Origin of the sequence: Lysobacter terrestris (assembly GCF_014489475.1) — a bacterium.
In the GTDB taxonomy this organism is placed as follows: Bacteria; Pseudomonadota; Gammaproteobacteria; order Xanthomonadales; family Xanthomonadaceae; genus Agrilutibacter; species Agrilutibacter terrestris.
On record NZ_CP060820.1, the window covers coordinates 1,503,422 to 1,516,459 of the forward strand.

At 68.9% G+C, this 13,038-nt stretch carries 14 protein-coding genes; 5 read left to right on the top strand and 9 right to left on the bottom strand.

The window, feature by feature from the left end:
* Positions 1-353: 353 nt before the first annotated feature.
* Positions 354-2,591 (top strand): NADP-dependent isocitrate dehydrogenase, encoded by a 2,238-nt coding sequence (locus H8B22_RS07060; protein WP_187713381.1) that lies wholly within the window; start codon positions 354-356, stop codon positions 2,589-2,591.
* 71 nt (positions 2,592-2,662) lie between these two features.
* On the opposite strand, the gene H8B22_RS07065 is transcribed toward H8B22_RS07060, so the two are convergent.
* A complete protein-coding gene (locus tag H8B22_RS07065) occupies positions 2,663-3,562 on the bottom strand; it encodes a hypothetical protein (RefSeq protein WP_187713382.1) in 900 nt (299 codons plus the stop codon).
* Positions 3,563-3,811: 249 nt separating this feature from the next.
* Here H8B22_RS07065 and H8B22_RS07070 point away from each other — a divergent pair, with 249 nt between their 5' ends.
* Together H8B22_RS07070 and H8B22_RS07075 are read left to right on the top strand one after the other, a co-directional pair.
* On the top strand, positions 3,812-4,891 hold the full coding sequence (locus tag H8B22_RS07070; RefSeq protein ID WP_187713383.1) for a lysyl oxidase family protein: 1,080 nt from the start codon (positions 3,812-3,814) through the stop codon (positions 4,889-4,891).
* A gap of 315 nt (positions 4,892-5,206) precedes the next feature.
* Positions 5,207-5,626: a hypothetical protein gene (locus H8B22_RS07075; protein WP_187713384.1), complete on the top strand. Its 420-nt coding sequence runs from the start codon at positions 5,207-5,209 to the stop codon at positions 5,624-5,626.
* A 183-nt stretch (positions 5,627-5,809) separates the two neighbouring features.
* On the opposite strand, the gene H8B22_RS07080 is transcribed toward H8B22_RS07075, so the two are convergent.
* The 8 genes from H8B22_RS07080 to H8B22_RS07115 all read right to left on the bottom strand — a co-directional run bounded on the left by H8B22_RS07080 (position 5,810) and on the right by H8B22_RS07115 (position 10,903).
* Positions 5,810-6,559, bottom strand: a complete 750-nt coding sequence (locus H8B22_RS07080; RefSeq protein ID WP_187713385.1) for a response regulator transcription factor — start codon at positions 6,557-6,559, stop codon at positions 5,810-5,812.
* A 288-nt stretch (positions 6,560-6,847) separates the two neighbouring features.
* On the bottom strand, positions 6,848-7,207 hold the full coding sequence (locus tag H8B22_RS07085) for an EamA family transporter (protein ID WP_455423537.1): 360 nt from the start codon (positions 7,205-7,207) through the stop codon (positions 6,848-6,850).
* A 214-nt stretch (positions 7,208-7,421) separates the two neighbouring features.
* Positions 7,422-8,180, bottom strand: a complete 759-nt coding sequence (locus tag H8B22_RS07090; RefSeq protein ID WP_187713386.1) for a COG4705 family protein — start codon at positions 8,178-8,180, stop codon at positions 7,422-7,424.
* A 156-nt stretch (positions 8,181-8,336) separates the two neighbouring features.
* Positions 8,337-8,738, bottom strand: a complete 402-nt coding sequence (locus H8B22_RS07095; protein ID WP_208456934.1) for a DoxX family protein — start codon at positions 8,736-8,738, stop codon at positions 8,337-8,339.
* 189 nt (positions 8,739-8,927) lie between these two features.
* Positions 8,928-9,962 carry a DUF4344 domain-containing metallopeptidase gene (locus H8B22_RS07100; RefSeq protein ID WP_187713387.1) on the bottom strand — a complete coding sequence of 345 codons (1,035 nt, stop codon included), beginning with the start codon at positions 9,960-9,962 and terminating at the stop codon, positions 8,928-8,930.
* 163 nt (positions 9,963-10,125) lie between these two features.
* Positions 10,126-10,356 (bottom strand): hypothetical protein, encoded by a 231-nt coding sequence (locus tag H8B22_RS07105; protein ID WP_187713388.1) that lies wholly within the window; start codon positions 10,354-10,356, stop codon positions 10,126-10,128.
* A 123-nt stretch (positions 10,357-10,479) separates the two neighbouring features.
* Positions 10,480-10,692: a hypothetical protein gene (locus H8B22_RS07110; RefSeq protein ID WP_187713389.1), complete on the bottom strand. Its 213-nt coding sequence runs from the start codon at positions 10,690-10,692 to the stop codon at positions 10,480-10,482.
* Between the two features lie 31 nt (positions 10,693-10,723).
* A complete protein-coding gene (locus tag H8B22_RS07115; protein WP_187713390.1) occupies positions 10,724-10,903 on the bottom strand; it encodes a hypothetical protein in 180 nt (59 codons plus the stop codon).
* Positions 10,904-11,014: 111 nt separating this feature from the next.
* Here H8B22_RS07115 and H8B22_RS07120 point away from each other — a divergent pair, with 111 nt between their 5' ends.
* On the top strand, positions 11,015-11,971 hold the full coding sequence (locus H8B22_RS07120; RefSeq protein WP_187713391.1) for a LysR substrate-binding domain-containing protein: 957 nt from the start codon (positions 11,015-11,017) through the stop codon (positions 11,969-11,971).
* 86 nt (positions 11,972-12,057) lie between these two features.
* Positions 12,058-12,924, top strand: coding sequence for a class I SAM-dependent methyltransferase (locus H8B22_RS07125; RefSeq protein WP_187713392.1), 867 nt, complete (start codon positions 12,058-12,060; stop codon positions 12,922-12,924).
* The last annotated feature ends 114 nt before the right edge of the window (positions 12,925-13,038 follow it).

Below are 13,038 nucleotides of genomic sequence, written 5' to 3' on the forward strand. Positions count from 1 at the left end.
CCGGAACGCGCGGTGCCCACCCTGCAACCGCCCTGCCAGTACAGCGCGGTTGCAACCCCGCGGCAAGGCGTTCGTTGGGCATTTGTGAAAGACGTTTTCATGAACGCGTCACCGAGTGTCGCGGCCAGCGCATGAATGCGCTTTGACCTTGCCGCCTGCACCCCTGTTTAGGCAAACGCAGCGGCCGGGCGCGGGCGGACGCAGCGCGCATACCCGGCCGTGCGGTGGCCGCGGCTTTGCCCCCGCCGGGCTGAACCGCGACAATGGCCGGTCTGTCTGCCCGCGGCCCACGCCGCCGGCCCGGCCCACGCGCCGCCCCCATTCCGCACGACGAAGCCAGCGAGCCCCGCCCGATGTCCGACACCGCGAACCACGCCCCGAAGATCCTCTACACCCTGACCGACGAGGCGCCGTTCCTGGCCACCGCGTCGCTGCTGCCGATCGTCGCCGCCTACACCGCCACCGCCGGCATCGCCGTGGAGACCCGCGACATCTCGCTGGCCGGGCGCATCCTTTCGCACTTCCCCGACTTCCTCCGCGACGAGCAGAAGATCGCCGACGACCTCGCCGAACTCGGCCAGCTCGCCACCACGCCCGCCGCCAACATCATCAAGCTGCCCAACATCAGCGCCTCGGTGCCGCAGCTGCTGGCCGCGATCAAGGAACTGCAGGCGCGCGGCTACGCGTTGCCGGACTACCCGGAAGAGCCGCGCGGCGAGCGCGACAACGAGATCAAGGCGCGCTACGACCGCACCAAGGGCAGCGCGGTGAACCCGGTCCTGCGCGAAGGCAACTCCGACCGCCGCGCGCCGGCCTCGGTGAAGGCGTACGCGCGCAAGCATCCGCACCGGATGGGCGCATGGAACAAGGCGTCGAAGTCGCACGTCGCGCACATGACGGCGGGCGACTTCTACGGCAGCGAGCAGTCGGCGGTGATCGCGCAGCCGACCACGCTGAAGATCGAGTTCACCGGCAGCGACGGCCGCAGCCAGATGCTCAAGACCGGGCTGAAGGTGAAGGCCGGCGAAGTGGTCGATGCCGCGGTGATGAGCACGAAGGCGCTGGCCGAATTCGTCGACGCGCAGATCAACGACGCACGCGCGCAGGGCGTGCTGTTCTCGCTGCACCTGAAGGCGACGATGATGAAGGTCTCCGACCCGATCATGTTCGGTGTCGTGGTCAAGCGCTTCTACGCGCCGGTGCTGAGCAAGCACGCCGCCGCGCTGGAGCAGGTCGGCTTCGACGCCAACAACGGCATCGGCGACTTGTACACGCGCCTGCCCTCGCTGCCGGCCGACACGCGCAAGCAGATCGAGGCCGACATCGCCGCGCTGTACGCGCAGCGCCCGGGCGTGGCCATGGTCAATTCCGACAAGGGCATCACCAACCTGCACGTGCCCTCTGATGTGATCGTCGACGCCTCGATGCCGGCGATGCTGCGCGACTCGGGCGGCATGTGGAACGCCGAAGGCAAGCTGCAGGACACCAAGGCGGTGATCCCGGACCGCTGCTACGCCGGCATCTACCAGGCGGTGATCGAGGACTGCAAGGCCAACGGCGCCTTCGATCCAGCGACGATGGGCTCGGTGCCCAACGTCGGCCTGATGGCGCAGAAGGCCGAGGAATACGGCTCGCACGACAAGACCTTCCAGATCGCCGCCGACGGCGTGGTGAAGGTGAGCGACGAGGCCGGCCACGTGCTGATGGAGCACAAGGTTGCGGCCGGCGACATCTGGCGCATGTGCCAGACCAAGGACGCGCCGATCCAGGACTGGGTCAAGCTCGCCGTCAACCGCGCGCGCCTGAGCCACACCCCGGCGGTGTTCTGGCTCGACAGCGCGCGCGCACACGACCGCAACCTGATCGCCAAGGTCGAGAAGTACCTCAAGGACCACGACACCAGCGGCCTCGACATCCGCATCCTGTCGCCGGTCGAGGCGATGAAGTTCTCGCTCGAACGCATCCGCAAGGGCCAGGACACGATCTCGTGCACCGGCAACGTGCTGCGCGACTACCTCACCGACCTGTTCCCGATCATGGAGCTGGGCACCAGCGCGAAGATGCTGTCGATCGTGCCGCTGATGGCCGGCGGCGGCCTGTTCGAAACCGGCGCCGGCGGTTCCGCGCCCAAGCACGTGCAGCAGTTCGTGCAGGAGAACTACCTGCGCTGGGACTCGCTCGGCGAATTCCTCGCCCTGCAGGCCTCGCTGGAATTCGTCGCCGACACCACCGGCAACGCCCGCGCGAAGGTCCTGGCGCAGACGCTCGACGCGGCCAACGCCAAGTTCCTCGACAACGACAAGTCGCCGGGCCGCAAGCTCGGCACGATCGACAACCGCGGCAGCCACTTCTACCTGGCGATGTACTGGGCGCAGGCGCTGGCCGAACAGACCGCCGACGCCGAGCTGCAGGCCAAGTTCGCGCCGCTGGCCAAGGCACTGACCGAGAACGAGGCGAAGATCGTCGCCGAACTCATCGCGGTGCAGGGCCACCCGGTGGACATCGGCGGCTACTACCAGCCCGACAGCACCAAGCTGGCGCAGGCGATGCGCCCGAGCGCGACGCTCAATGCGGCGCTCGCAACGCTGTAACCGCGCCCGCCCCGTTACGGCAAGAAAGCCCGGCGCAAGCCGGGCTTTTTTGTGGCGAACGCCGCCCGGTGTCAGCGCTGCGCGTTCACCAGCTGCTGCAGGTAGCCGTACCACTCGCGCTGGATCCGTTCGGGCGGGCCGATCAGCCGCGTGAAAGCCTCCAGCGATCCGCCCTCGACCATCAGCTGCTTGTAGCGTTCCGCGTAGATGCCATCGCGGTAGTGGAACAGGAAATGGCTCAGGCTCCAGTAGTGGATGTAGTACTGGTTGAAATACTGGTTCATGTCCGGCCCACCCCGGCCGGTAATCAGCTGGTCGAGCGGAATCACCCAACCTGCGGCAATGTCGTCCTCGAGCACGCCGCTCAACTGCTGCTGCGACAACCACCAGATCGGATATGCGTCCGGGTCGGGCTCGCCAAGCTGCAATGAGCCTGCCACCAGGCGGCTGGCGCCGAAGTAGCTCGCGGCGCCCTCGTCGATCCATTTCGCACGGGGAAACCCGGACGCCTCACGCATGAGTTGATGCGTCGCCTCGTGCAGCATCCAGTGATACGGGTTGCGTGCATTGGCGTCGAAGTAGGCATAACTGTGCGGCGGCAGGTAATACGCCTCCGCCCATGGCCGGCTGCGGTTGTTGCGCTTGAACTCCGCGCGGTCGCGATAGAGCACCAGGCTCAGTTTCGAAGCCCCGCCGGGCTTCACCGGGAACATGCCGACGTAGCGCGCGTGCAGTGCCTCTACGGCCTGCGCGACCTGGGCGGTCTGGGTGGTGGGCGCGGTGGAATGGATGCGGTAGTGCGTGGTTTCGCTGACGCTTGCCGCACGGGGCAACAGGGGGCGCTGCGGGATTTCCGTCGACCGGGCGGTGCCTGGGACGGCGACGCCGGCATCGCTGTATCGGACCGCCAACGCTGCCAGCCCGCCGAGCAGCACTATCGCGGATATCGCCCTCCAGACCTTGTTTGACATGGGTCCCCTGTCCCCCGGATGCCAGTCGACCCGGCGCGCCTACGTTGCTGTCCGGCCAGACCGACGGTCAAGGCCGGTCGCGCAACTCCTTCTCCAGGACCGGTGGCGCAGGTCCAGCGCGGCCGGAACGCGCGAAGCCACTTCGCCTCGGGTCCCTCCCCTTTCGTGGAATTGCCGCTCCCGGGCGGGCCTGACAGCGTGCGCAGACCCGCCGCCGGTTCACCGCATCGGACGGCAAAGGAGACGAGCATGAACAAGGCCCTTGCCGCGCTTCGCCCGGCACACGCCACCGTCGTTGCAGCAGCGACCACGGCTTCACCTCCGTTGCGCACGGGCGCGTACTGGCTCGCGGCCGCGTGCGGCATCGCGCTGGCACTGCCCCGCGTCGCCACCGCGCAGACCGCGCTGCCGCCGAACCTGATCCCGCTGGGCGCCTTCGCCACGACGCTGAGCACCGACAGCGGTGGCCGCTCCACGCTGCGCTTCGGCACCACCAGCTGGAACGCCGGCACCGGGCCGCTGGAACTGGCCGCCGGCGAAGTCGAAACCGGTTCGGGCAAGCTGCGCGTGTACCAGGTGGTGTACCAGAGCAGCGGCGCGCCGGTCCTGTACTTCGCCGGCGCGTTCGAATACCACCCCGCGCACGATCACATGCACTTCAACGACTACGCGCTGTACACGCTGCAGCCGGTCAATGCGCCGGGCGGATCGTTGCGCACCGGGGCGAAGACCACGTTCTGCGTGATGGATACCACCGCGATCAACCTCAGCCTGCCGGGCGCGCCGAGTCGTGCGTTCTACAGCCAGTGCGGGCGCGACCTGCAGGGCATGTCGGTCGGCTGGGCCGACACCTACGGCCCGCAGCTCGCCGGGCAGGAGATCGATTTCAGCGGCAATGCCGACGGCATCTACCAGCTGAAGATCGAAGTCGATCCGAAGAAGGTGCTGGTCGAGAGCAACGAGAACGACAACGTGTCGTGCGTCCTGCTCAGCATCAAGAAGCCGAGCACCGTCACCGTGCTCGACACCAGCGGCCTGTGTTCGTCGGTGGCGTCGATCACCCCGAATTCGGCGCGCACCGGCACCAGCGTGCAGGTCACGATCAGCGGCTACGGTTTCACCTCCGGCATGGGCGTCAGCTTCGAAGGCGGCAACGGCCCGCGGCCGGTGGCCAGCAACGTGCAGCTGATCTCGGACACCGATGCGCTCGACCAGATCACCGCGACCGTGACCGTGCCGTACAAGAAGCAGCCCAGCAAGAATCCGTACTGGAACGTGCGCGTCGGCAGCGGCGGCGTGCTGGCGCGCGGCTTCCTGGTCACGCGCTGAGGGCACCGCGCCCGCGGCGCGGGCTGCGCGACGGCACGCGCGCATCGGCGGCTGCCTGGCGGTGGCCGCCGTGCGCGTGCATGCAACTTCTTGCGGTCGCATCGCGTCACGTCACGTCGCTTACCCAAGAGCACTTCGCTGTCGTACCGGCGAGCGCATCACCCGACGGGTGAATTCCCCTTCCGTGGAATGGCTCGGCGATGTCACCTCTGGCAGCGTGCCGTTGGGACGAAGGAACGCGCGGCACCGAATCAGCACAACGCCAGTCCCACCACCACGGACGTCGTTCAACCCCCTCGAGATCAGGAGACTGAAATGATTGGTCTGACCAGGAAATCCCTGAGCACCGTTGCGATCAGCATCAGCGCGATTCTGATGGCCGGCTCGGCCGTCGCCGGCGGCACGCCACCGCCGCCGCCGAAAGGCGAGATCTGCCACAACATCGGCGGGCCACGCGATCTGGGCGCCAACTGCGAAGCCACCGGCAACTGCACGTACATGACCGAGGACGGTGGACAGCTGCTAACCCTGGGTCCGAACCAGTACCTCGGGATCGTGATCGGGGCCAGCGACACCTCCGCCGACGCCCACCTCAAGCACGGCGATGGCTACGTCGATGCGCTGTTCGAACCGCCGCTGCACCTGGCCTCGGTGATCGGCCCGCACCGCGCGTCCAACGTGGAATGCCTTGCGACGCGCGCAACCACCACCCAGCCACCCGAACCGGGCAACTGAGCCCAGGCGTGCAGAAACGCAGGCGTGGTTGAACGCACGTTCGACCGCCCTGCGTGCCTGCAGGCGCTGCTGGCGATCGTGGCATCGGGTTTTGCTGCCGCGCGTGGCCGGCTTGCACATTCCGATTACCCGCGCGATCGCGCCACGGCGTGTGGCACTGGGTGTTCGCGCAACGGGTTCAGCTCAAGACGCGGTCGACGCCTGCAGCATCACCAGCGCGCGGCGGCGCACGCCGAGCTTGGCGAAGACGCTTTTCAGGTGCTTCTTCACCGTGTCTTCCATGATCCCGAGTTCGCGCGCGATTTCCTTGTTGCTGGAACCGCGGTGCAGGCGCGCGACGACCTGAAGTTCCCGGCGCGTGAGCGAGCCCATCGCTTGCAGGCGCTCGGGTTCGGCCGGCACCACGGCGTCCACCGGCACGAAGGGCCAGCCCGGGTCGGTGACGACCTGCGCCAGCAACTGGCGCGACAGCCACAGTTCGCCGCGGCTGACCGCACGGATCGCCTTGAGGCAGAGATCGGCGGCGCTCGTGGCCGGCAGCAACCCCTGGAAGTGGTTGCGCAACACGTCGACGGCGGCGCGATGCGACGCCTGTTCCGCCACCAGCAGCACGCGCACCTCCGGGCAACGCTGGTGGATCCGGCGCAGCGACATCGGATCCAGGCGGTCCAGCACGGCCGCATCGAGCAGCAGCACGGTGGGCCGATGGCGGTCCAGGCTGGTCGTCAGGCACGCTGCATCGGTGACCGGCGCGTCCACGATCACGAAGTCGGATTCGCGCGCCAGCGCGGACAGCCACGCGGCATGCCGGCCCGGGTGCGCGCACGCGGTCATCACCGTGATGACGTCGCGACCGAAGTCCAGTTCCGCGAGCAGCGGTGCCGCGAAGACGGCGGCGTCCGCACGCATCGTGCGTTCTTGTTCTGCATGCATCGTCATCATCCTGTTGCGGCGATCCGCGACCGACTCGTTGCGTGCGCATCGCCTGGCCACACGCGCCTGATGCGCCGACGGGTCCGCCACCGCTTCGCTGCCTTGGAAGGCGGGCATGGTCGTCTTGCGACACCCGCAATGAATTGCGCCGTGCCAGGCGTACCGGCGTTGCGGTCGAACCCCGACTTACCCCTTAACAACGCGCCTTGCGGCAGCGCTAGGACTGCATCACCCGTTGGGGGGAGCGACGCGTGCCCGGCGCAACCCGGCGTCGGATCGAACGGGGGCTCAGGCCCCGCCCAACGATTTGCGCTGCAGGGCCAGCAGGAGCACGCCGCCCGCCACCATGGCGATTCCCAGCCATTCCCGCGCCGACGGGCGCTCGCCGAGCAGTGCATAGGCAAACACCGCCACCAGCACCACGCTGAGCTTGTCGACGGGCGCGACCTGCGACGCCTGGCCCAGCTGCAGCGCGCGGAAGTAGCAGACCCAGGACGCACCCGTGGCCAGGGCGGAAAGCGCCAGGAACCACAAGGTCCGCGACGGCAGCGCGAGCGGGTTGCTCCATTTCCCCGTCAGCCAGACGAAGGGGGCGAGCACCAGCAGGATGACAACGGTGCGGATCAGCGTGGCGAGGTGGGTCGACACCACGCAGGCCCACCTTGGCGAAGATGGCCGTAAGCGCCGCGAAGCACGCGGACAGCAGGGCCCAGAGTATCCAACCGGTCGGGAGTGTCATGGCGTGCGCGGCCTGGGGCGTGGGTTGGCCGAATCGCGAAGCGGTTCGGCTTGAACGGGGCGTCGTGGCGACGGCACGACCTTACCCGCGTTCGACCCGCATCGCGTGGATCGCGAACGCGGTTCAGTGCGCCGTGCGCGCCGCCCGCTGCGGCAGCAGGACGACACCCGCGGTGATCAGTGCCAGCAGGACCAGCGTCGCGGAGTAGCGACTCAGCTCGAGACCGCCCTCGGCGATCGGCTTGTCGAGGAAATCGCCCACCACCGCGCCGAACGGTCGGGTCAGGATGAACGCCGCCCAGAACAGCAGCGTGCGCGACATCGCCGTCCACTTGTAGAGCGTCGCCACCAGCAGCAGCAGGCCGCTGAAGACGCCGGCCGCACCCAGGTAACCCAACCCGGCGGTGTCGGCCGTCCAGTCGCCCAGCGCCGTGCCCAGCGTCTGCGACAGCATGATCGTCAGCCAGTAGAAGCCTTCCGCCTGCGGCGTGCTCACCGAGCGCACGTTCACCGAGCCGAGCACGCGGTGCCAGGCGAACAACGACGCCAGCAACAACCCCAGCAGCAGCAAGGAGCCGCCTGGGTAGCCGATGCCGAGCGAGCGGTCGGCAAAGTCCGCGAGCGTGGTGCCGACGGTGGTCGAGGCAATGATCGTCGCCCAGTACAGCGCGGGACTGAAGCGCTTGCTGGACACCTGTGCGAGGACGGCCGCGACGAACGCCACCATGAAGATGGCGGTACCCGCCAGGTAGCCCAGCCCCATGGACATCGAAACGGCATCGCCACCGGTTTCGCCCAGCGTGGTGGCCAGCACCTTGATCGCCCAGAACCCCAGGGTGATTTCCGGAACCTTGCTTGTTGCGACGTCGCGCACGTCCGTCATGGCCGGCCTCCTGTGGCTGCAGGGCGATGCTCCCGGCTGCGGTGTCGGAAATCGGTTGGACGCGGTGATGCATCCGGCGCAATAAAACGCCGGCGTGACCTGGCGCACGCGCACCTTCGCGGCAGCCATCGGCCGCTGCATTCGCCGGCGCGAAACCTACGGCAGGTAGGCGAACCACCCCGTTGGCGCGCCGCCGAACAGGGCCAGCGCGCCCGCGCCGGTGGCGGCCAGCAGGAAGAAGCCGCCGGCCATCGCCACGTGCGCCAGCAACTGGTTGATGTCGCTCCGGTGCGCCGCGTAACCCGTCAGCAGGCACCACAGCCCGAGCAGGATGCCGACCGTGCGCACCGGATAGCCGACGGTCACCGCCACGCCGCCGACGAATTCGCAGAACCCGACCAGGTACGCGAGAAAGGTGGCGTCGGGCAGGCCGAGCGCCGCAAGCATCGGCACCAGCTTGGCCTCGCCGCCACGCAGCTTCAGCGCGCCCCACACGATGAAAGGGATGCCCAGGAACAGACGGGCGACCAGCAGCGCTTCGTCGTGCATGGCGGTCATCTCGCAGGGGGAAATGCAGTGTTCGCCGCGCGCCCGCGCAACGGACTCCCCCGGTTGGGGGAGCGCACACGAACCGGCAGTGCGCGTGGTGCCGGCGTCGCCACGCGTCGTGCTCAGTCGAGGTCGATCTTCCCGGTGTACCCGCCCGCTTCCATCAGCCGGTGCGCGCAGCGCTTCGAACCCGCGACCTCAACGCACGTACGGCACTTCCGCGTTGCGGTTGCGTTCGCGTTCGCGCTGCTCGAACAGGCGGTTGGCCTTTTCCTCGGTCATCTCGTACTTCGGCGCCACGTGCGGCAGCAGCAGGCGCAGCCAGGCCTTGTCGACGCGGCGCGCCTCGGCCGGGCAGGTCTTCGCGCGCGCCTCGGGCAGGTCGCCGTCGGTGACGATGCCGATGTAGCGCGCCGGGTTGCGCCCGTAGATCAGGCATTGCAGGTTGAAGTAGCGCTGTTCGCCCAACGCATGTTCGTCGGCGTAGGCATCGAGGTTGTACTGGCCGGTGCTGCGGGCGAGGAACCAGTTCGAGGCCATGCGCAGGTTGTCGGCGGTCTGGCGCGAGGATTCGTCGAGGCCGGCGAAGCGCTGCATCAGCGTGGTGGCGAGCTGGTCGACCGCGTCTTCCTCGCGGCCGGTGATCGGGATCTCCAGCAGGTCGATCAGGGCGTGGCCGGTCTCGTGCAGCAGGATGAAGCGCAGGTTGGCGGCGAGGTACTTCTGCGCGTAGTCGTCGCCGAGCTTCTGTTCCTGCGCGAGGTGCTGGCCTCGTTCGAGCAGCACCTGCAGGGTCTCGTAGCACATCACCACTTCGGCGCGTTCGGCCGAATAGAACGCGTTCGGCTCGCGGCATTCGGCCATCACGAACTTGATCGGCCGCGGCAGCATCAGCAGGCCGTCGATGGCCTGGATCTCGGGCAGCTGCTTCAGCAGGTCGCCGTCGTGGGCGAGCTTGTAGAACGGTTCGAGATCGGGGTTCTTCGGCTTGACGTATTCGTAGGCGAAGCGCACGCCGTCGGGCTTGTTCTCGGCGCCGGCGACCTTCTTCAGCACCACCGGCTTGAGCGCGGCCATCTCGTCCGCCATCGCCTGCTCGGCGTCGGCGCGGCCCTGCGCGCGCGCGGCGGCCAGCTCCTGCTGGCGCGGCTTCAGCGACAGCAGCGAATACAGGAAGGCGCCGCTGACCAGGCCCAGGGCCAGCGACAGCAGGATGATCAGCTTCAGCTTCATTGCGTTTCCCCGGCACGCAGGCGCGACGCCGTGCGGCGCCACGCCACGGATCGTAACGAGTCCGTGGCGCACGCGGAACAATCGCGGGGTCAGGCGGCGGGCGCCGGGCGGATCCGCAGCGCCCCGCGTGCATCGATCACGCAGGGCGCCGGATCAAGGCGGCTCAGGCGGCGCGGCCGTAGTCCAGCCGGGGCCGCGCGGCGCGCCTGGGCGCGGCTTCGATGCGGACCGCCGTGACCGGCGGTTGCAGCTGCGGCGGTGCAGGTTGCGGTGCGCTATCGGCGCGGCGACGGCCGTAACGCAGGGCGAACAGCGGTTCGCGGTAGCTGCGCGTACGCGGCTGGGCTTCGGGCAGCATCGTGCTGCTGAACAACTGGGTGGTGAACAGGTTCATTACTGCGCTCCGTGGGTTGCCGTCCTGGCGCGGGCGGTCAAGGCGCGCGCAGCTTCCGTGCTTTCGATGACGCTATGACGCTGGGAGTTTTTCGGTTGTGTGAATCCACGCGCTGCCGCGGGTTCAGGCGCAACCGCCGACGAAGCAGGCGTTGTCGTTGCCGGCGGTTGCCGGCGGCGCCGCGCCGAAGCGTTGCCGCGATGCGGCCGCGTTGCCGAGTTCGCCGACGAATTCGCCCGCGGCGGTGGCGGCGCCGTAGTGCGGCGCGGCGATCAGCACCGGCGAGGCGGGCTGGTCGTTGTCGATGAGGTACAGCAGGCCCTTGAACAGGTTCATGACGGTCTCCGGGATCAGCAAGCGGACGGTTTCAATGCGTGCCTTGCGACGGGCACGGGTACAGCGGCGTAGCGGTCGGGCGGTCCTGGCGGGCGGCGGTGCTCGCCGCGTCGACGGTGGCGGCGCGAACCTCGTCGCGGGCCAGTTCGCGGGCCAGCGGCACGTCGGCCACGGCGCCTTCCAGGAACAGCAATCCGGTCCAGATGTTCATTCCCCACTCCTCGGCCGATGGCGGCCCTGCTTTGAGTGAGATGAAATCTAGGCCCTTGCCTGCCCCCGAAAAAGCGACGATTCTGCAAGCCAGCCTTGAATGGATTTCAAGATGAGCCGGCCCCCGTTGCACGCCCTGCAGGGCTTCGTGGTCGCCGCGCGCGCGGGCAACCTGTCGCGCGCGGCCGAGTCGCTGCACCTCACCGTGAGCGCGCTCAGCCACCAGATCCGCGGGCTCGAGGAACGCCTGGGCCAGCGCCTGTTCGTGCGCGTCGCGCGCGGGGTCGAACTCACCGCCGACGGGCAGAGCCTGTTCGAACGCGTGTCGCCGCACTTCGATGCGATCGAGCAGGCGTTGCAGCCGTACCGCGCGCGCCGCGACGACGTACTGACGATCACGCTGATGCCGTCGTTCGCCTCGAGCTGGCTGGTGCCGCGGCTGCCGCGCTTCCTCGCCGCGCATCCGCAGATCGAGATCAACCTGCAGTCGACGGTGAACAAGGTCGACTTCGAACGCCAGACCGACATCGATGCGGGCCTGCGTTACGGCCCGGGCGAATGGCCGGGGCTGCACGCGGTGCACCTGTTCGACGACTGGGTCGTGCCGACGGTGAGTCCGGAACTGGTCGCACGATTGGGCCGGCCGACGCTGGACACGCTCGGCGACTTCCCGTTGCTCGGCGCCCCCGGCGGGCGCTGGAGCGACTGGTTCGCGGCGTTCGGCGGCACCGCGCCGAAGCGCTTCGTCGCCAACTTCGACGATTCCGAGACGCTGCACCGCGCCGCGGTGGAAGGGCTCGGCGTCGCCCTGGGCCGACTCACGCTGACGCGGCCGCTGGTGGAGGCGGGCCTGCTGACCACGCTGTTCGAGGAGCGGCTGAAGGCGGAGTTCGCGCATTACCTGGTGTTCCCGGAACGCTCGGCACGGCACCGCGGCCTGCACGCGTTCCGCGACTGGCTGTTGCAGGAAGCGCAGCACTACAGCGCTTCGGCCGAGTGCGTGCAGGCGCGCGCGCGCGGCCGCACGGCGACCCCGGCGAAGCCACGCGCGAAGCAGCGTTCGCGCTGAGCGCGCAACACTGCGGCCACATCCTGCGATGGCCGGCGCCGCGACCGCGGCGTAGGCTGCGCGCACATCCCGACATGGAGTTCCGCATGAATCGCCTGCTGCCGTCCGTCGTTCTGCTGTCCGCCGCCCTTGCCGCGTGCACCACCACCGCGCCCCCCGCCGCGACCGACGGCGCCAGCGCACAGGCGAGCGCCACGGTGGCCGCCGACCTGCCGGCGCTGGACGCCGCGCTCGCCGGCCGCTGGCGCGACGCGAAGAACAGCGCGCGCGACGGCTACCGCCATCCGCGCGAGACGCTGGCGTTCTTCGGCGTCGGCCCCGCGCAGACGGTGGTCGAGATCACCCCCGGCGGCGGCTGGTACGCGGAAGTGCTCGCGCCGTACCTGCGCGCGCGCGGCCACTACGTCGCCGCGGTGTGGGACGACGCGATCCCGGGCCAGCCCGGCTATCGCTACGGCCTCAACAAGGCGCTGCGGGCGAAGTTCGCCGCCGATCCCGCGGTGTACGGCACGCCCGACGTGCGCGTGTTCGATCCGGCCGCACCGGTGTTCGGCGCGCCCGGTTCCGCCGACGTGGTGCTGACCTTCCGCAACGCGCACAACTGGGTCGCCGACGGCAATGCCGACGCGTACTTCCAGGCGTTCTTCACCGTGCTCAAGCCGGGCGGCACGCTCGGCGTGGTCGACCACCGCGCCAAGGCGGGCACCGACCTGGCGACGATGAAGGAGTCGGGCTACCTCACCGAAGCGCTGGTGATCGAGCACGCGACCCGCGCCGGCTTCGTGCTGGAAGCGCAGAGCGGGATCAACGCCAATCCGAAGGACACCACCGAGCATCCCAATGGCGTGTGGACGCTGCCGCCGGTCAACCGCCACGACGCGGCCGACGATGCGAAGTACCAGGCGATCGGCGAAAGCGACCGGATGACCTTGCGGTTCCGCAAGCCGCGCTGACGCGGGCTTGGGGGCTGGGGACGGGGAACTGGGGGCTGGGCAGCGCCCGCTACTTCACTAGCGCCGCATACCCGACACTCTCGCTTCGCCAGCCCCTAGCCCCCAGCATCCCGC